Origin of the sequence: Pseudomonas sp. MPB23 (assembly GCF_046605395.1) — a bacterium.
Lineage (GTDB): Bacteria > Pseudomonadota > Gammaproteobacteria > Pseudomonadales > Pseudomonadaceae > Aquipseudomonas.
Window position 1 is genome coordinate 2,616,540 of record NZ_CP176771.1, and the last position, 17,131, is coordinate 2,633,670.

19 protein-coding genes are annotated in these 17,131 nt (G+C 59.7%); 12 read left to right on the forward strand and 7 right to left on the reverse strand.

Annotated elements, in window-relative coordinates; translation table 11 throughout:
* The first annotated feature begins 87 nt into the window (after positions 1 to 87).
* From ACLH0J_RS12155 to ACLH0J_RS12185, 7 genes are all read left to right on the forward strand, one after another.
* The gene (locus tag ACLH0J_RS12155) at positions 88 to 1,077 is read left to right on the forward strand and encodes an alpha/beta fold hydrolase (RefSeq protein ID WP_411392139.1); all 990 of its coding nucleotides are present in this window, start codon (positions 88 to 90) and stop codon (positions 1,075 to 1,077) included.
* A gap of 188 nt (positions 1,078 to 1,265) precedes the next feature.
* On the forward strand, positions 1,266 to 1,757 hold the full coding sequence (gene rraA, locus ACLH0J_RS12160; RefSeq protein ID WP_010563820.1) for a ribonuclease E activity regulator RraA: 492 nt from the start codon (positions 1,266 to 1,268) through the stop codon (positions 1,755 to 1,757).
* Between the two features lie 24 nt (positions 1,758 to 1,781).
* Positions 1,782 to 2,777 (forward strand): zinc transporter ZntB, encoded by a 996-nt coding sequence (locus tag ACLH0J_RS12165; RefSeq protein ID WP_411392140.1) that lies wholly within the window; start codon positions 1,782 to 1,784, stop codon positions 2,775 to 2,777.
* An 86-nt stretch (positions 2,778 to 2,863) separates the two neighbouring features.
* On the forward strand, positions 2,864 to 3,109 hold the full coding sequence (locus ACLH0J_RS12170; protein WP_411392141.1) for a CrfX protein: 246 nt from the start codon (positions 2,864 to 2,866) through the stop codon (positions 3,107 to 3,109).
* A 2-nt stretch (positions 3,110 to 3,111) separates the two neighbouring features.
* Positions 3,112 to 3,936, forward strand: coding sequence for a mechanosensitive ion channel family protein (locus ACLH0J_RS12175; protein ID WP_017845209.1), 825 nt, complete (start codon positions 3,112 to 3,114; stop codon positions 3,934 to 3,936).
* A gap of 87 nt (positions 3,937 to 4,023) precedes the next feature.
* The gene (sigX, locus tag ACLH0J_RS12180; RefSeq protein WP_083357325.1) at positions 4,024 to 4,614 is read left to right on the forward strand and encodes an RNA polymerase sigma factor SigX; all 591 of its coding nucleotides are present in this window, start codon (positions 4,024 to 4,026) and stop codon (positions 4,612 to 4,614) included.
* 107 nt (positions 4,615 to 4,721) lie between these two features.
* A complete protein-coding gene (locus tag ACLH0J_RS12185) occupies positions 4,722 to 5,702 on the forward strand; it encodes an OmpA family protein (RefSeq protein ID WP_411392142.1) in 981 nt (326 codons plus the stop codon).
* A 46-nt stretch (positions 5,703 to 5,748) separates the two neighbouring features.
* Here the strand turns inward: ACLH0J_RS12185 and ACLH0J_RS12190 are convergent.
* The 6 genes from ACLH0J_RS12190 to ACLH0J_RS12215 all read right to left on the reverse strand — a co-directional run bounded on the left by ACLH0J_RS12190 (position 5,749) and on the right by ACLH0J_RS12215 (position 12,755).
* Positions 5,749 to 6,971, reverse strand: a protein-coding gene (locus ACLH0J_RS12190; protein WP_411389552.1) for an IS3 family transposase whose coding sequence is annotated in 2 segments (ribosomal slippage) — positions 5,749 to 6,620 and positions 6,620 to 6,971 — 1,224 coding nt in all. Because the reading frame shifts where the segments join, the coding sequence is not laid out codon by codon here.
* 107 nt (positions 6,972 to 7,078) lie between these two features.
* Positions 7,079 to 7,822 carry a uroporphyrinogen-III C-methyltransferase gene (gene cobA, locus ACLH0J_RS12195; RefSeq protein ID WP_411392143.1) on the reverse strand — a complete coding sequence of 248 codons (744 nt, stop codon included), beginning with the start codon at positions 7,820 to 7,822 and terminating at the stop codon, positions 7,079 to 7,081.
* A 26-nt stretch (positions 7,823 to 7,848) separates the two neighbouring features.
* Positions 7,849 to 9,519 carry a protein kinase domain-containing protein gene (locus ACLH0J_RS12200; RefSeq protein WP_411392144.1) on the reverse strand — a complete coding sequence of 557 codons (1,671 nt, stop codon included), beginning with the start codon at positions 9,517 to 9,519 and terminating at the stop codon, positions 7,849 to 7,851.
* The gene (locus tag ACLH0J_RS12205; protein ID WP_411392145.1) at positions 9,519 to 10,730 is read right to left on the reverse strand and encodes a nitrate/nitrite transporter; all 1,212 of its coding nucleotides are present in this window, start codon (positions 10,728 to 10,730) and stop codon (positions 9,519 to 9,521) included. Before ACLH0J_RS12205 ends, ACLH0J_RS12200 begins: the two co-directional genes overlap by 1 nt.
* 210 nt (positions 10,731 to 10,940) lie before the next feature.
* Entirely contained in the window at positions 10,941 to 11,516 is a 576-nt protein-coding gene (locus ACLH0J_RS12210) for an ANTAR domain-containing response regulator (RefSeq protein WP_411392146.1), read from the reverse strand.
* A 12-nt stretch (positions 11,517 to 11,528) separates the two neighbouring features.
* Positions 11,529 to 12,755 carry a CmpA/NrtA family ABC transporter substrate-binding protein gene (locus tag ACLH0J_RS12215; protein ID WP_411392147.1) on the reverse strand — a complete coding sequence of 409 codons (1,227 nt, stop codon included), beginning with the start codon at positions 12,753 to 12,755 and terminating at the stop codon, positions 11,529 to 11,531.
* A 273-nt stretch (positions 12,756 to 13,028) separates the two neighbouring features.
* On the opposite strand from ACLH0J_RS12215, the gene sctC reads away from it, so the two are divergent.
* The 5 genes from sctC (at position 13,029) to ACLH0J_RS12240 (ending at position 16,786) form a co-directional block, all read left to right on the forward strand.
* Entirely contained in the window at positions 13,029 to 14,444 is a 1,416-nt protein-coding gene (sctC, locus tag ACLH0J_RS12220) for a type III secretion system outer membrane ring subunit SctC (protein WP_411392148.1), read from the forward strand.
* A gap of 15 nt (positions 14,445 to 14,459) precedes the next feature.
* On the forward strand, positions 14,460 to 14,684 hold the full coding sequence (locus ACLH0J_RS12225; RefSeq protein WP_411392149.1) for a FliM/FliN family flagellar motor switch protein: 225 nt from the start codon (positions 14,460 to 14,462) through the stop codon (positions 14,682 to 14,684).
* 155 nt (positions 14,685 to 14,839) lie between these two features.
* Entirely contained in the window at positions 14,840 to 15,217 is a 378-nt protein-coding gene (locus ACLH0J_RS12230; protein ID WP_411392150.1) for a winged helix-turn-helix domain-containing protein, read from the forward strand.
* A gap of 10 nt (positions 15,218 to 15,227) precedes the next feature.
* Positions 15,228 to 15,671 (forward strand): transglycosylase SLT domain-containing protein, encoded by a 444-nt coding sequence (locus ACLH0J_RS12235; protein ID WP_411392151.1) that lies wholly within the window; start codon positions 15,228 to 15,230, stop codon positions 15,669 to 15,671.
* Positions 15,672 to 15,757: 86 nt separating this feature from the next.
* A complete protein-coding gene (locus ACLH0J_RS12240; RefSeq protein WP_411392152.1) occupies positions 15,758 to 16,786 on the forward strand; it encodes a quinone-dependent dihydroorotate dehydrogenase in 1,029 nt (342 codons plus the stop codon).
* Positions 16,787 to 16,910: 124 nt separating this feature from the next.
* On the opposite strand, the gene rmf is transcribed toward ACLH0J_RS12240, so the two are convergent.
* On the reverse strand, positions 16,911 to 17,126 hold the full coding sequence (gene rmf / locus ACLH0J_RS12245) for a ribosome modulation factor (RefSeq protein ID WP_002553055.1): 216 nt from the start codon (positions 17,124 to 17,126) through the stop codon (positions 16,911 to 16,913).
* Positions 17,127 to 17,131: the final 5 nt, after the last annotated feature.

The window sequence follows — 17,131 nt, forward strand, 5'->3', positions numbered from 1 at the left end:
CCGGTCACCCGTAACGGATGACCGGCATTCTTATCTGTGCAGGGCGGAACTCCTTCCGGACGCCGCCCTTTTTTGTGCAAGAGCATTATGCAAAGCAGCAGCAACCTGTTTCCCGTCGCCCTGATCAGCGCTGAACGTCGTGGCGACCTGAGTGAAGATGTGTACCGCCTCAAACCCGGTAACAGCCCGGACGGCACCGTCGAGCTGGCACTTACCCGTTTGGGCCTGGCCGATGCCCCGCAAAGCCGGGGTGTGCCAGTCATTTTGTTGCATGGCAGTTTCTCCAATCGACGGTTCTGGTATTCGCCCAAGGGCATCGGCCTGGGGGCTTACCTGGCGCGCCAAGGGTTCGATGTCTGGATCCCGGAAACGCGTGGGCATGGCCTGTCCAAGCGCAATCACGACTACGCCAGAAATCGCGTCGCCGACTACGCCCGCTACGATTTGCCGGCCATCGGTGCGTTCGTGCGTGAGCAAAGCGCGCAGATTCCCCATTGGATCGGTCATTCCCTGGGCGGCACCACCTTGGCGGCAGCCTTGGGTGGCAAGCACCTTGGCCCACCCGCAGTGGCCTCCGTTGCGCTGTTTGGTTGCCAGGTCAGCCGCACCCACTGGCCATTGAAAATCCCACCGGTGGAGTGGGCTGGCCGATTGCTCTTGAAACGTTTCGGCCAAGTATCCGGCGCGCGGTTCAAGCGCGGCCCGGAGGACGAACCGGCAGGCGTGATGATTGAAGCCATGCGCTGGAACGGCTTGTTCGGTCGCTTCGGCGAGGGCAAGCAGGATTGGTGGAAGGGCCTGGCGGAAGTCGACCTGCCGCTGTTGGCAGTCAGCGCCGCGGGAGATCAGCAGGACCCCGACTGGGCGTGCCGCAAGCTGTTCGAGCAAGTCGGTTCCGAGCACCGCCAGTATCTCTGCCTGGGACGCCAGCAAGGCTTTACCGGCGATTTCGGGCACGTAGAAATGTTGGTCAGCAAAGCCGCGCAGGCTGAAGTGTGGCCACTGGTGGCGCGATGGTTGAAAGATCCACTGACACCTTTGCCGGGCGTACCGGTCGAAAGAGCGGTCACCATTTGACGCAGCGCTCTACCAAGGGCGTTTCGCTCGCGGATGGTTGCGGCTAAGATATGACGCGTTAAACGCTCCTGGTCATATTCAGTCGTGCAGCGGCTATTGCGTTGCGGCGAAACGGATGGGATGTTTCGCACCTGCCTTGGCCGGCGCTTCTTTCGAAAGACACCTCTTTGACGGAAAGGAATTATTCAATGAATCATTACGTGACTCCCGATCTGTGCGATGCCTACCCGGATCTGGTGCAGGTGGTCGAGCCGATGTTCAGTAATTTCGGCGGCCGAGACTCCTTTGGTGGCGAGATCGTCACCATCAAATGCTTCGAAGATAACTCCCTGGTCAAGGAACAGGCTGACCAGCCGGGGGCCGGCAAGGTGCTGGTGGTCGACGGTGGCGGTTCCCTGCGTCGCGCCCTGCTGGGTGACATGATCGCCGAGAAAGCCGCGAGAAACGGTTGGGAAGGGCTGGTGATCTATGGCTGCATCCGTGATGTCGACGTGATTGCCCAGACCGATCTGGGGGTGCAGGCCCTGGCCAGCCACCCCATGAAGACCGACAAGCGTGGTATTGGTGACCTCAACGTGGCAGTCACCTTTGCCGGCGTGACGTTTCGCCCAGGTGAATATATCTATGCCGACAATAACGGCGTGATTGTCTCGCCAAGCCCGCTGAAAATGCCTGAATAAACCGCAATAGCCACAGGGGTAGGGATGTTCGAGGAAGACAACGCGCAGTGGGGGCTGGTACATGCCCTCGTGCTGGATGGTAAAGGCGGTGCGCGTTCGATTGCCCGGACTGAGCTCGATGATTTGCAACTGCAGCCTCAGGAAAGCCTGTGGCTGCATTGGGATCGCAGCCATCCGCAAACCCAGACATGGCTGCGCAAAGCCAGCGGTTTGAGCGAATTCGCCTGTGACTTGTTGCTGGAGGAGAACACCCGTCCGCGTCTGTTGCCATTGCCGGACTCCGAGTTGCTGCTGTTCCTGCGTGGCGTCAACCTCAACCCGGGGGCCGAGCCCGAAGACATGGTCTCGGTGCGTATCTTTGCCGCTGCCAGCCGTGTGATTTCCCTGCGTTTGCGACCGTTGCGCGCCACCGATGAACTGTTGGTGCAACTGGCAGATGGCAAAGGGCCAAAAACCGCCTCGGAACTCATCCTGTATATGGCGCAGTACCTGACCCTAAAGGTGCAGGATCTGGTCACGGACCTATCTGAAATCGTCGATGCCGAGGAAGAAAAACTTGATACCGACGAACGGTATACGCCCGAGCATGGCAGCATTTTGCAGATCCGTCGCCGAGCGGCCGGACTCAAACGTTTTCTGGCGCCGCAGCGGGATATTTTCGGCCAGCTCACGCGGATCAAATTGGCGTGGTTCTGTGACGACGATGCCGACTACTGGAACGAATTGAACAACAGCCTGACCCGCTACCTGGAAGAGCTCGAATTGACCCGGGAGCGCGTGGGGCTTGTGCTTGAGGCCGAAGATCGACGCCTGAGCGTGCGCATGAACCGCACCATGTACCGCTTCGGGATCATCACCGGGATTTTCCTGCCGATGAGCTTTCTGACCGGTTTGCTGGGGATCAACGTGGGGGGCATACCATTCTCTGCCAGCCCTTATGGATTCGTGATTGCGTGTCTGTTGATGGTGTCGGTTGCTCTCGGGCAATGGTGGCTATTTCGACGATTGCGCTGGGTTTGAGCTGAATATGGCCTGAACGTAGGAAGGGTTCTATGTGACCCCAGGAATTTTACCCTCGTCTTTTAAAACACTTGCGAGAGGTCTATATGCACGATCCGTTCGAACAGTCTTTACGTGACATGCTCAATGCCTCGCCATCCAACCGTGACGACGATGCCTGCCTGGGTCGCGTGTTGAAAACCGCCAACCGTCAGGTAGGGGCGGGTGATCTGTTCGGTCTGCTCGGCCGGTGGCTGCCAGCGTTGATGATGGCCCTGAACAATGGTTCGGCCCACGTATCGCCGGTTTCCCGCCGTAAATCTCTTGCTCGCACTGCTGATAAGGCTGATTGAATATGGAACTTGATCTCTGGACCCAGAGCCTGGTCACCGCGATGACCGCATTGTGGACCAAGGTGGCGAATTTCATTCCCAACCTGTTTGGGGCGCTGGTCCTGGTATTGCTGGGTTTTGTCGTGGCCAAGCTGCTCGACACCCTGCTGTCAAAATTGCTCGCCAAACTCGGTCTGGACCGTTTGATGGCAGGCACCGGCCTGACCAAACTGCTCGGCCGCGCCGGGCTGCAAGTGCCTATCTCCACGTTGATCGGCAAGATCGTCTATTGGTTTGTTTTACTGATTTTTCTGGTTTCTGCGGCTCAATCCCTTGGACTTGAGCGAGTTTCAGCTACGCTCGACATGCTGGCGCTGTATTTGCCGAAGGTTTTCGGCGGCGCACTGGTGCTTCTCGTCGGCGTTTTGCTTGCGCAATTGGCCAACGGGTTGGTACGCGGGGCCGCTGAAGGGGTCGGTCTGGACTACGCGGCAGGCCTGGGGCGAATCGCCCAGGGGCTGGTGATCATCATCAGTATTTCCGTCGCGATCAGCCAGTTGGAGGTCAAGACTGACCTGCTCAACCATGTGATTGTGATTGTTTTGATTACCGTTGGTCTGGCCGTTGCGCTGGCCATGGGTCTGGGAAGTCGGGAAATTGCCGGTCAGATTCTGGCGGGAATCTATGTGCGTGAGTTGTATCAGGTAGGGCAGCACGTGCGTGTGGGCGAGGTCGAAGGGCAAATCGAGGAGATCGGTACGGTCAAGACAACTGTGCTGACCGATGACGGTGACTTGGTGTCGCTGTCCAATCGGATTCTCCTGGAGCAGCAGGTCAGTAGCCGCTAACCCGGCAAACCCTGCTAATGTACGCCGCCGCGAGCCTGGGTGACCGGGCTTTGGCGGACATTGACCTGACTGTCGGCACGACTTGTTTTGAATAAAGCCCAAACGCTGTCCACGCGCTATGACCCCCGTGAGCTCTCTGATGAGGAGTTGGTCGCGCGCGCGCACACGGAGCTGTTTCACGTCACTCGCGCGTACGAAGAATTGATGCGCAGATATCAACGCACTCTGTTCAACGTTTGTTCAAGGTATTTAGGGAACGATAGAGATGCGGATGATGTCTGTCAGGAAGTGATGCTCAAGGTGTTGTATGGCCTGAAGAACTTTGAGGGTAAATCGAAGTTCAAGACCTGGCTCTACAGCATCACGTACAACGAGTGCATCACGCAGTATCGGAAGGAACGGCGAAAGCGTCGCTTGATGGACGCCTTGAGTCTGGACCCCCTTGAGGAAGCGTCTGAAGAAAAGGCGCCGACACCCGAGGAGAAGGGCGGACTCGATCGCTGGCTGGTGCATGTGAACCCGATTGACCGGGAAATTCTGGTGCTACGTTTTGTCGCAGAGCTGGAGTTTCAGGAAATCGCTGACATCATGCATATGGGTTTGAGTGCTACAAAAATGCGTTACAAACGTGCTCTAGATAAATTGCGTGAGAAATTTGCGGGCGAGACTGAAACTTAGTGCGTGGCAAATATCTCTTACGTGTAGGCAAGTTCTGTTAGACTTGTCGCCGAGTTGTCCCCCGGTTTGTGGGACTGCTTTACAATCACCAGATGGGGATTTAACGGATGAAACTGAAAAACACCTTGGGCTTGGCCATTGGTTCTCTTATTGCCGCTACTTCTTTCGGCGTTCTGGCACAAGGCCAAGGCGCAGTTGAAGGCGAGCTGTTCTACAAGAAGCAATGGAACGATAGCGTCAAGCACATCGAACCTGGCTTCAACCCTGGCGCTCGCATTGGTTACTTCCTGACCGACGACCTGTCGTTGAACCTGTCGTACGACAAAACCAACCACACCCGTTCGGAAGACGGTACTGGTAACCAGAAGATCAAGGGTGACACTGGCAGCCTGACTGCTCAGTACCACTTCGGTCAGGCTGGCGTTGATAGCCTGCGTCCATACGTAGAAGGCGGTTTCGGCCACCAGAGCCGTACCAACGTTCAAGCTGATGGCCACAGCGGTCGCGATCAGTCGACCCTGGCTATCGCTGGCGCTGGCGTGAAGTACTACTTCACCAACAACCTGTACGCTCGTGCTGGTGTTGAAGCTGACTACGCACTCGACAACGGCAAGTGGGACTACTCCGCACTGGTTGGCCTGGGCGTGAACTTCGGCGGTAACGCTGGCGCAGTTGCTCCAGCTCCTACCCCAGCACCAGCTCCAGAGCCAACTCCAGAGCCAGAAGCTCCGGTTGCTCAGGTTGTTCGTGTTGAGCTGGACGTTAAGTTCGACTTCGACAAGGCCGTTGTTAAGCCTAACAGCTACGGCGACGTGAAAAACCTGGCCGACTTCATGAAGCAGTACCCAGCTACCCACGTAGAAGTGGCTGGTCACACTGACTCCGTAGGTCCAGACGCTTACAACCAGAAGCTGTCCCAGCGTCGTGCTGACGCTGTCAAGCAAGTCCTGGTTAAAGACGGCGTAGCACCTAACCGCGTTACTTCGGTAGGTTACGGCGAATCCCGCCCAGTTGCTGACAACGCAACTGAAGCTGGTCGTGCTGTTAACCGTCGCGTAGAAGCGTCGGTTGAAGCTCAAGCTCAGTAATTACTGAGTTGTCTAGTCCTGAAATAGGTTTACACCTATTTCAGTCTCAAAACGCCCGGTGCACTGCATCGGGCGTTTTGTATTTCAGGGATAAGTGCGGCCGCTCCCGATTGTAGATTTGCACCGACTCATCCACCATTTTCACTGCATCCGCCAGGTCTTTGGGACGATGCAGCAAAAACTCAGTCTTCAAAATCCCATTTATCCTCTCCGCCATCGCGTTCTGATAGCAATCATAGCCGTCAGTCATTGAGCACCTGATTCCATGCCGGGTATGCATCCGTTGGTATAAATCGGAGCAATACTGGGCTCCGCGATCTGAATGATGGATGAGCGGTTGATTGGATTTTCGCTGACTAACAGCCTTCTGCAGTGCCCTGACCACCGACTCCGTATGCAGGCTGCCGTGCACATGATGACCCACGATTTTGCGTGAGTACGCGTCTGTTATCAGGCTGACGTAAGCGACACTTTCCCGCGTTGGGAGATAGGTAATGTCTGCGACCCAAACCTGCTCAGGTCTGCTGGCTACAACTTGTTCCGGGCCAGCTTTGAGTAGGTTGGGGTGACGGCGGAAGCGATGATGGCTATGCGTGGTTTTATGATAAGCACGTTTGCGAGGGACTAGCTCTCGCGCCTCTCGCAAGATGGAAAACAGGCGGTCTCGACCGACACGTAGCGTCGCTGCGGCTTCAGTTACCATCAGGTGGTGCAGTTTGCGCGTCCCAAGCCTCGGCTGGCGGCGACGCTTTTCCAGAACGAATTCCACTGCCTGCTGGTCTTGGCAAACTCTCGCGTCAAAGGCTCGGTTGCGCTTGTAATACGCTTGGCGCGAAATGCCCATAAACAGGCAAGCCCTGGTAATGCTCAGGTCTTGGATTTGCCCTTGCGAGAGGACTTGCCGGGTCGCTTTTTTACGATGGACACACCGTAATCATTTTTCAAGACGTTCACGACAGCTTCAAAGAACTGGGCCTTCTGATTGCTCAGCGCCAACTGTTCTTCAAGCTCTTTGATCCGCTGTTCGGGTGTCAGCGGGAGGTTGGGGTCGGTCATCGGCCTGCTCCGCAGCGCTCGGATTGAGGCGCCTTGGCTCCAGTCCTGTCGGCCATGCTTGCGTAACCAAACCAGTACCGTGGACCGGCCTTGAATGCCAAAGCGCCGTTGAGCCTCTTTATAACTCAACTCGCCTTTTTCGACTTGATCTACGACTGACAATTTAAAAGCTAGCGTGTAATCGCGCTGGCTCCGCCTTTTTCCCGTATCCATTGAATCCTCCTGAAGATCGGTCAGAAGGTGTAAACCTTATTCAGGACGGGACAAGTGGTAGAAAAAAGCCCGGCTCAGGCCGGGCTTTTTTTCGCCTGCAATTTGGCTCAGGCGCTGGCCGCCGATTCGATATAAGCCACCTGTGCAGCGGCGGCAACACGGCCGATCACCAGGATCGACGGACTCTTCAAGGCAAATGTCTGCGCATCCTCATACATCCGCGACAGCTCGCTGCGGCATTCGCGCTGCTGGGGCAATGAGGCATTCTCGATCATCGCCACAGGCATATCCGCCGCCATTCCACCCTCCAGCAGTTGCTGGCGAATCTCTTCCAGTTTCGCGACGCCCATGTACACCACCAGTGTCGTACCGCCCTCGGCCAGCGCACGCCAATTAAGGCTGCTGTCATCCTGGGTATGGGCCGTGATCAGGGTCACGCCGCGGCTGACACCGCGCAAGGTCAATGGCACCGCGCAGTTGGTCGCGCCCGCCAGCCCCGCGGTGATGCCGTTGACCAGTTCGACCTCCACCCCTCGCTCGCGCAACCATGTGGCCTCTTCACCACCCCGTCCGAAAATGCACGGGTCGCCGCCTTTGAGGCGTACCACACACTTGCCTTGGCGCGCATAACGCAACATCAGGCGGTGGATAAAGTCCTGCGGGGTCGAACGACAGCCACCGCGTTTACCCACGGTGATCACGCGCGCGTCGCTGCAGTGTTCCAGCACCGCCGGGTTGACCAGGTCATCGATCAGCACCACATCGGCTTCGTTCATTGCCCGTACCGCCTTGAGGGTCAACAGCTCCGGGTCGCCGGGACCTGCGCCCACCAGCCAGACTTTTGCGTTCATAGGTTTTCCCTCGTGTGGAGATGACATCAGCTATGGAAGAGTGAATATAAGAGCAGCAGATTGAGCAGCAGCGAGAGCAACGCCAAGGTGCGCCAGACCTTCAACGGCTCGCGCTCCAGCAATGGCCTGGGGCGGACACTCAGTTCCCGCCGGTCGGCCTGTTCCAGCACCAATAACCATTCTTCGGCGGTTTCATAGCGTTGTGCCGGCTGGGCGGCCACGGCCCGTTCCAGGCTGAGGGGCAACCAATCCGGCAGGTCGGGGCGATAGCGGCTGGCGCTGACGGGCTGGGCGAACCTGGGCCGTTGGAAGGCTTCGATTTCACCGTAGGGATAGTGCCCGGTCAGCAGGTAATACAAGGTGACGCCGACGCTATATAAATCCTGTTGGGCTGTAGGACTGTCGCCGTTGAAGGCCTCGGGTGCGATGAAGGTCGGGGTGCCGGGTAATGCATGAGCGCGGTCTTCGGAGAGGCCTGGGCAGTACGCCAGGCCGAAATCCAGCACGCGCAGTTCGCCGTCGTCCCCCAGCAGCAGGTTTTCCGGCTTGATATCGCGGTGCAGTATCTGCCGTCGATGCAATAGGCCTACCGCCCGCAGCAAGCGCTCGGCCACAGACTGCCATTGCGCGAGGGGAAGGGGCCCCTGTTGCTCGAACAGCTCGGCCAGGGTCTGACCGGAATATTCGCGCATCACATAGTACAAGTGCTGACGCCCACTGGCCGCGTGCACCTCAGGAAATGCGCGCCCAGCCACGCGGCGTAAGAACCACTCCTCGGACAACAATGCCTGGCCGGCGTCGTTGTCATCGTCGCGGCTCGCCGGCAGGGTTTTCAGCAGCCAGGGTTGCTGTTGGGCATCGCGTACCCGGTACAGCAACGACTGTCGGCTTTGCGCCAGCACGGTTTCCACCTGCCAGCCCTCGAAGTGTTGCCCGGCTTTCAAAGGCGGCGGCAATGGCCATTGCTGCAATTGCACCAGTGCATCGCCGAGGGTGGCCGCGCCGAGTGCGTCGACGCGTACCAGTAGGGCGCTGGCATTGTCCTGGCTGCCCGCCAGGTGTGCGGCATTCACCAGGGTGTTGACCGCCAGATCCAGGTCCGATTGTTCCCGCAGGATGGCGCGGATGCTGTGATCGCCCAATGTGGCCCACACACCATCGCTGAGCAGCAAGAAGCACTCGCCTTCACGCAGTTGGCCATCGAGAAAATCCAGCACCAAGTGCTGATCCAGGCCAAGCGCACGCTTGAGCACATGCTGCATGCCCGGTTGCTCCCACACGTGATCTTCGCTGATGCGCTGCAACTCGCCGTCCAGCCAGCGATACGCTCGGCAATCGCCGACGTGGGCCAGGGTGAAGCGTTGGCCGCGAAACACCAGGGCACTGAGGGTGGTCAGCAATGGCTGGCCTCCGCCGTTGGCCTGCAGCCAGCGATTCTGCGCCAGCAGCAAGCGCTCCAGCGCCTGCGCCACGCCCCAGGTCTGCGGCGTGGCGTAGTAGTCCAGGACCAGGGCCTGTAAGGTCGAGCGCGCGGCCAGGCCGCCATCGGCGCATTGGCTCACGCCGTCGGCCATGGCGCACAGGTAGCCTTTGCTCGCGGCCAGTTCCGCCACCGGGGTGACCACGCGCAAGGCATCCTGGTTTTCTGCCCGTGGTCCGATGGCGCTGGCCTGGGCGACGCTCAGTCGCAGGCTCATCAGACGCGTGCAGCGGTCACGGCGGCCGAACCCCAGGTGGTTCTCCAGCGACGCTTGACGCCATGCAGGCCGAACCAGGCCAGCACGCCCAGGCTGGCGAACAACCACAGGGCCATCTGATAGCTGCCGGTGCTTTGTTTGATCGCGCCCATGCCGGCCGCCAAGGCAAAGCCACCGATACCGCCCGCCATGCCGATCAGGCCGGTCATTACGCCGATTTCGCGCCGGAAACGTTGGGGTACCAGTTGGAACACCGCGCCATTACCGGCGCCCAGGCCAAGCATGGTGCAGACGAACAGGGCCAGTGCCGCGTAGGAACTGGGCAGGTTGAACCCCACCGCCGCAATGCAGATCGCCGCCACACTGTACATGCCCAGCAGGGTACGGATCCCGCCGAAACGGTCGGCCAGGGCACCGCCCAGCGGACGCATCAGGCTGCCGCCGAACACGCAGGCGGCGGTGTAGTAACCGGCGGTCACCGGGCTGAGGCCGTACTGGTCGTTGAAGTAGCCGGGCAGGGCGCTGGCCAGGCCGATAAAACCGCCGAAGGTCACGCTGTAGAAAAACATGAACCACCAGCTGTCGCGGTCGCCCAGGGCCTTGAAGTAGTCGGCCATGGATTTGGCTTTCGGCCGCTCCGGGGCATTGCGGGCCAGCCAGGCGAAGATGATCAGGGTCAGTATCAGTGGAATCAACGCAAAGCCGAATACGTTGCTCCAACCAAACGCGGCGGCCAGTACAGGGGCCAGCAAGGCCGCGAACACGGTGCCCGAGTTGCCCGCACCAGCGATGCCCATGGCCTTGCCCTGGTGCTCGGCCGGGTACCACTGGGAGGCCAGCGGCAGCGCCACCGCAAAGGAGGCGCCGGCCATGCCAAGGAACAGTCCGAGCAGCAATGCTTGCTCGTAACTGTGGATCCCCAGTTTCCAGGCACCGAACAGTGCGGCGATCACGATCACTTGACCGATCAGCCCGGCGGTCTTGGGCGACAACTTGTCGGCCAGCATGCCCATCAGGAAGCGCAGCACTGCGCCCGCCAGGATTGGCGTCGCGACCACCAGGCCGCGTTGCTGGGTGGTCAGGTGCAGGTCGGCAGCAATCTGCACCGCCAGTGGGCCCAGGAGGTACCAGACCATGAAGCTCAGGTCGAAATACAGGAACGCGGCAAACAGGGTCGGGGTGTGCCCGGATTTCCAGAAGCTTGATTTCATCACGCACCTCAACGGTTGGGAGTCTTGTAAAAAGGCTTGGTGATGGAACAGCCGTCTAGGGCCGCCCCACCGACCCCACGCAGGGGGCCAAAAACGAAAAAACGCCGCCACCGGGTTCGCGAGGGCAAACCGGGTGTGCGACGTCTTTGTCGTGGAGGGGCAACCGTCGTTGGTTACCTGTAATGATTCTTTAGCAAGAGCTGAGCCAAATCAGCCGAGCAGCTCACTCATGGCGATAATCTGCTCCGCCACCTGGATCAGTTTCTGCTGGCGGCTCATGGCCTGACGGCGCATCAGGGTGTAGGCCTCTTCCTCATTACAGGCCTTCATTTTCATCAACATGCCTTTGGCCAACTCGATGCGCTTGCGCTCGGCCAACTGCTGATCGCGGGCCTGAAGCTGGGCGCGCAAGGCCTGGTCGCTCTCGAAACGGGCCATGGCCACGTCGAGAATCGGCTGCAGACGCTGGGCCTGGATGCCTTCGACTATATAGGCACTGACGCCTGACTTGATCGCCTGGCGCATGACGTTCGGGTCGTGCTCATCGGTAAACATCACGATGGGGCGCGGCTGGTCGCGGCTGACCAGCACCACCTGTTCCATCACATCGCGGCCCGGTGACTCGGTATCGATCAGGATTACATCTGGGCGCACCGTTTCGACGCGCGCGGGCAGGTCGATGATCAGGCCGGACTCATCGATGACCTCAAAACCGGCCTCGATCAATGCCGCCCTGAGGCGGCCGACCTTGCGCGGGGTGTCGTTGATCAACAGGATTCGCAGCATAGGGGGCTCCTGTCAGCGCAAGGCTTGGCGGCTGGAGTGATCAGCCATGGCATGCAGGCGGAAGCTGCGCGCGTAGCCGCCGGGATCCGAGCCGTTCCAGATCTTGCCGTCGATCAACTGGCTGCTGCGCATGTCCTGGGCGTTACTGCTGATGCCCAGCGCGTCGGCCGCCTGGCGATAGAGCGCCAGTTGTTGCACCTGGCGCGCGACGCCCAGGTAGTCGGGATCTTCACGCAGCAGGCCCCAGCGCCGAAACTGGGTCATGAACCACATGCCGTCGGAGAGGTAGGGCAGGTTCACGTCGCCACCGGCAAAAAAACGCAGGGCGTGGGGGTCCTGCCACTGGTTACCCAGGCCGTCGTCATAGATTCCCAGCAGACGCGGTTCGATACAGTCGAGCGGAGCATCGAGGTACTCGCGACCGCTGAGTAATTGCGCGGTCGAGCGCCGGTTTTCGATGTTCTGCTCGATAAAACGACTGGCCTCCAGAAGTGCCATTACCAACACGCGGGCGGTGTTGGGGTATTGGTCGACGAACGCCTGAGTGCAGCCGAGTACCTTTTCCGGGTGGTCCGGCCAGATCGCCTGAGTGGTCGCCAGGGTAAAGCCCTGGTTTTGCTTTACGGCGCTGGCTGACCAGGGTTCGCCGACGCAAAAACCGTCGATACGTCCGGCCTGCAGATGCGCGACCATTTGCGGTGGCGGGACCACGACGCTTTCCACGTCCTGTAAAGGATGAATGCCTTGGCTCGCCAGCCAGTAATACAACCACATGGCGTGAGTGCCTGTGGGAAAGGTCTGGGCGAAGGTCAGTTTTGTTCGGCTTTGGTGCACGTGGCGGTCCAGTGCTTCAGGAGTGACCACCCCTTGCTGCTGCAGGGCGCGGGACAGGTTGATGCTCTGGCCGTTCTGGTTCAGTCCCATCAACACGGCCATATCGGTGGGCACCACGCCGCCGATGCCCAGGTGCACGGCATAGATCAGTCCATACAGGCTGTGGGCGGCATCCAGTTCGCCGCTGACCAGTTTGTCCCGCAGGTTGGCCCATGAGGACTGACGCTTGAGGTTCAGGGTCAGGCCGTAGGGTTGAGCGAAACCCTGGGTGGCGGCCACCACCAGCGAGGCGCAATCACTCAAGGCCATGAAGCCCAGGTCGAGACTGCTCTTTTCCGGGGCATCACTGCCGTTGACCCACGCCAGCGGGTCGTTCATCGGGCTGTTGCCATCCGAATCGTTCATCAACACCTACCTTTTCTATCAAAAAAAAGCGCCGTTCCCTCAGATGGCGATGCAGGCCATTGCAGGTAACGACGCCTTTGTCCGTAAGCACGCTCCGCCGTTGGTGCGTGCTTTGATACAGAGTCCATAGCAAGGCACATGCCACGGGGCGACAGTCGCGGCCCGCCGTCAACTTTCCATCAAGATTGAAACGGGGCTGCCTTTCAGTATGGCCGCTTCTCCATGCCAGGCCGTCCAGGAAGCCCCACGGTGTACGCTGAATTTCCCGTAACGATGCCCCGTCTCTGGCTTTGCCGCTGGCTGCTGTTTGCCGCGCTGATGCTGGGGAATGTGCATGCCCAGGGCGAACCCTACCAGGCACAGGACGACAGCCTGCATACGGTGCTTACCGCGCTGTCGGTGCCGCTTGGAATACCCATCGTTGTCAGCCGCGCGGTGGCCCGCAAGCGTCTCAGCGCAGTGCTGGATTTCGATGCGCCGCAACGCACCCTGGACGCGCTGATGCTGCAGCAAGGGCTGATCGGGTACAACGACGGGCAAGTGCTCTACCTCTATGACGCGAGCGAGGCAAAAGGCTCGGCGGTCGCCTTGCGGCATATTTCCGTCGACCGGCTGCGGGTCCTCATGCGCCGCTCGGGGCTCGATGAGTCGCGCTACCCCCTGCGCGAAAGTGGCGCGCGGACATTCTATGTGTCTGGCCCACCGAACTATGTCGACCAGGTGCTGCGCCTGGCCCAACTGATGGATCGGCAACGGGCTGACTTGCGTGTCGGCGCGCAGGCCTTTGGCGTGGTTCAGGTGCTCAACACGCCTGTTGCGGATCACCAGTACGACACGCGGGATGGGCCGGTCAGGGTACCTGGGATGGCATCCATCATCGAAACCCTGCTCGCCAGCGAGCATAAAGGCCTGCTGGCCGACAAGAGCCTGGGTGTGATCGCCTACCCCGATACCAACAGCCTGCTGATCAAGGGCAAGCCGGCGCAGGTGAGTTTCATCCAGAAACTGGTGGCGGAGCTGGACCTGCCCAAGCGATCTATCGAGGTTTCGTTGTGGTGGGTGGACGTGCACCGTGACGAGTTGAAGAAGCTCGGCTTGGGTGGTGACAAGGAGGCGGCGACCACCCGCGTCATGGAACCGCTGGACGATCAACGATTGATGGCGCACATCACCGCACTGGAGCGCCGACGACGAGCGAGCGTGGTCACCTTGCCGGTGATTCTCACCCAGGAGAATGTGCCGGCGGTGTTCCAGGATAACCACACCTTCTACCTGCCGCCCCTCGGTAACGAACGGGGCGACTGGAGGCCGGTGCGTTATGGCACTCAGGTCAGCGTGCTGCCGCGTTTTACCGAGGCCAACCAGATCGAGCTGCGCCTGGATGTCGAGGATGGTCGTCAGATGAGTGACGCGGGGTCGGGCAATACACCCTCGGCGGTCGGGCGGGTGGGGGTTGGCAGTGTTGTTCGTATATCGCAGGGCCAGCGTTTATGGCTGGGAGCGTTTGCGCGAGATACCGGGGAGCCAAGGCGTTCGGTTCAAGTGCGCCTGTTTGTCATTCAGGCGCGGGCCGCGGGGGGCGAGCCAAAGGTTTTAGCCAGTGGCGTCGGACCTGTGCCCTTGACTGCGGCGCAATACGAGCGTGTAGAGCGTGCGTTTGTACGTCCAGGTCGTGATATCTCACCGTGAATAAGGCGTTACTCCATGCATCTGGAAATTCTTCTACAGGAACAATTGGTCAGTCGCAGGCGCCTGGCGGCTTTTGCACCGGGAAAGGTGCTGCCGTTGGCGCCCGACGTTATCCACTGTGTGGAGGTGCGGGTTAATGGCCAATTGCTCGCCCTGGGCGAACTGGTGCAACTGGAGGATCGGTTGGGGGTTGAATTGTACGAAGTGTATTCGGAGTGGGCGCCTGGTGGGTCCGGATAGGGAAACATCCTACGGGGAAGCTCCGTAAGTCTATGTGAGTATAGGTTTTTTCCTAACGTGAGGCCTGGGACAGGTTTTTATAGTCGTGCCATGGGCGCATGAGCCAATACTGGAAATAAGGACTTCAATGTCAGTAGTCGGATGCCGAGGTATGTATGGCTGTCGAGGGTAATGAACTGACGACGGCTGCTCTGGTTTTTGCGCGCTGGACCCTGCATGGCGATGGTCGCCTCACGGGTGAGGGGGCGGATGTTCAGTTGCCGCCCAAGGAGTGGCATGTGTTGCGGCTCTTGCTGGTTTCCGGCGGGGCGTTGATGACCAAGGATCGCTTATTGGAGCAGGCATGGCCCCAGGGGGAGGTCGCCGAGGAATCGCTGACACGTTGCATCTACTCGCTGCGCAAACACCTTGGCGCGGACAAGGGCTTTATCAAGACGATCTATGGTCGAGGCTACCGTTTCACCTGCCCGGTGACGGCGCAAGGGCAAACGGAGCATGTGTGTTCGGCTTGCGGCCGGGTCAGCCATGGGTAAGTGCTGGCACATGGGTTTGTTGTTGGGCGTACTGGTGGGGGGCAATCAGGCGTTCGCCTATTGCTGGGAGGAAACGGCCAGCCGCTATGACATCGAGCCTGAATTGCTGCAAGCCATCGCCGATGTGGAGTCGGGTTATCGTGCGGACGCGATCAATCATGCCAACCGCAATGGCACCCGGGATATCGGCTTGATGCAGATCAACAGCATCCACTTGCCCCGTCTGCTCAAACAAGGCATTACCGAGGAGCGGCTGTTGAGCGAGCCGTGCCTGTCGGTGGAGGTGGGGGCTTCGATTCTCGCGGAATTCATCCAGCGCTTTGGCTACAACTGGACGGCGGTCGGTTCATATAACGTGGGGGCGGGCCCCGGGCCGGAGCGCGAGGCGTTACGTCGACGCTACGCGGAAAAAATCTGGACGCGTTACGAGGCCCTGGTCATGCAGCGCCACTGACGTTTGGACGGCGCGCCTCGCGTGCACCCCGTCACCCCGGCTATAATCACTGCCACCTTTCGCCGCCATCCGAGTCTAGCCCGCCCATGTATACCCTGGCCCGCCAGCTGTTGTTCAAACTCTCCCCGGAAACCTCCCACGACCTGTCCCTGGACTTGATCGGTGCCGGCGGCCGTCTGGGGCTCAATGGCCTGGTATGCAAGGCGCCGGCGAAAATGCCGGTATCGGTGATGGGGCTGGAGTTCCCCAACCCGGTCGGGCTGGCGGCTGGCCTGGACAAGAACGGCGCGGCCATCGATGGCTTTGCGCAACTGGGGTTCGGGTTTGTCGAAATCGGCACCGTGACCCCGCGTCCGCAGCCGGGCAATCCCAAGCCCCGCATCTTCCGTCTGCCGGAGGCTGAGGCGATCATCAATCGCATGGGCTTCAACAACCTGGGCGTCGATCATTTGTTGTCGCGGGTTCAGGCGGCGAAATACAAAGGGATTCTGGGCATTAACATCGGCAAGAACTTCGATACCCCGGTGGAGCGCGCTGTCGATGACTACCTGATCTGCCTGGACAAAGTCTATGCCTACGCCAGCTACGTCACCGTCAACGTCAGCTCGCCCAACACCCCGGGCCTGCGCAGTCTGCAGTTCGGCGACTCCCTCAAGCAACTGCTCGAAGCCTTGCGCCAACGCCAGGAAGACCTGGCCGTGCGCCATGGCAAGCGCGTGCCGTTGGCGATCAAGATTGCCCCGGACATGACGGATGAAGAAACCGTGCTGGTGGCTCAGGCCTTGGTGGAGTCGGGCATGGACGCGGTGATTGCCACCAACACCACCCTCAGCCGTGTCGGCGTCGAAGGCCTGGCACATGGTGATGAGACCGGCGGCCTATCGGGGGCTCCGGTGCGTGAGAAGAGTACCCATATCGTCAAGGTGCTGGCCGCCGAGTTGGCGGGGCGCTTGCCGATCATTGCGGTGGGCGGCATCACCGAAGGCAAGCATGCGGCCGAGAAGATCGCCGCCGGTGCGAGTCTGGTGCAGTTGTACTCCGGCTTTATCTATAAGGGCCCTGAGCTGATTCGCGAGTCAGTGGACGCGATCATGGCGCTGCCAAGGAAGGCCTGATTCGCCGCCAATAAAAAGGGCTCCTCAAAAGGAGCCCCTGGGCCGAAGCCCGCCGCCTGGATAGGGCGTGCGTGGTTAAGTTTTTACTGATATTCGTGATGGTGTCGGAATTGAATGCCCTTGATTAGCCGACCGCGTGAAGTTCGTTGAGTCTGTGGATGCCCGCAGTGCCTGTCATACCGTCCCAATTGTCGCCTCGTCCTTCTCGCCAGCCGTTGATCCAGGCTTGGCGTACCGACGGTAGAGTAAATGGGCAAAGCTCACGGGATTTGCCATGAACGCCGTATTGATATCCGCGTAAAAATGCTCTTTCCAACGGATCACGCTTAAGTCTTCTCATAGGGT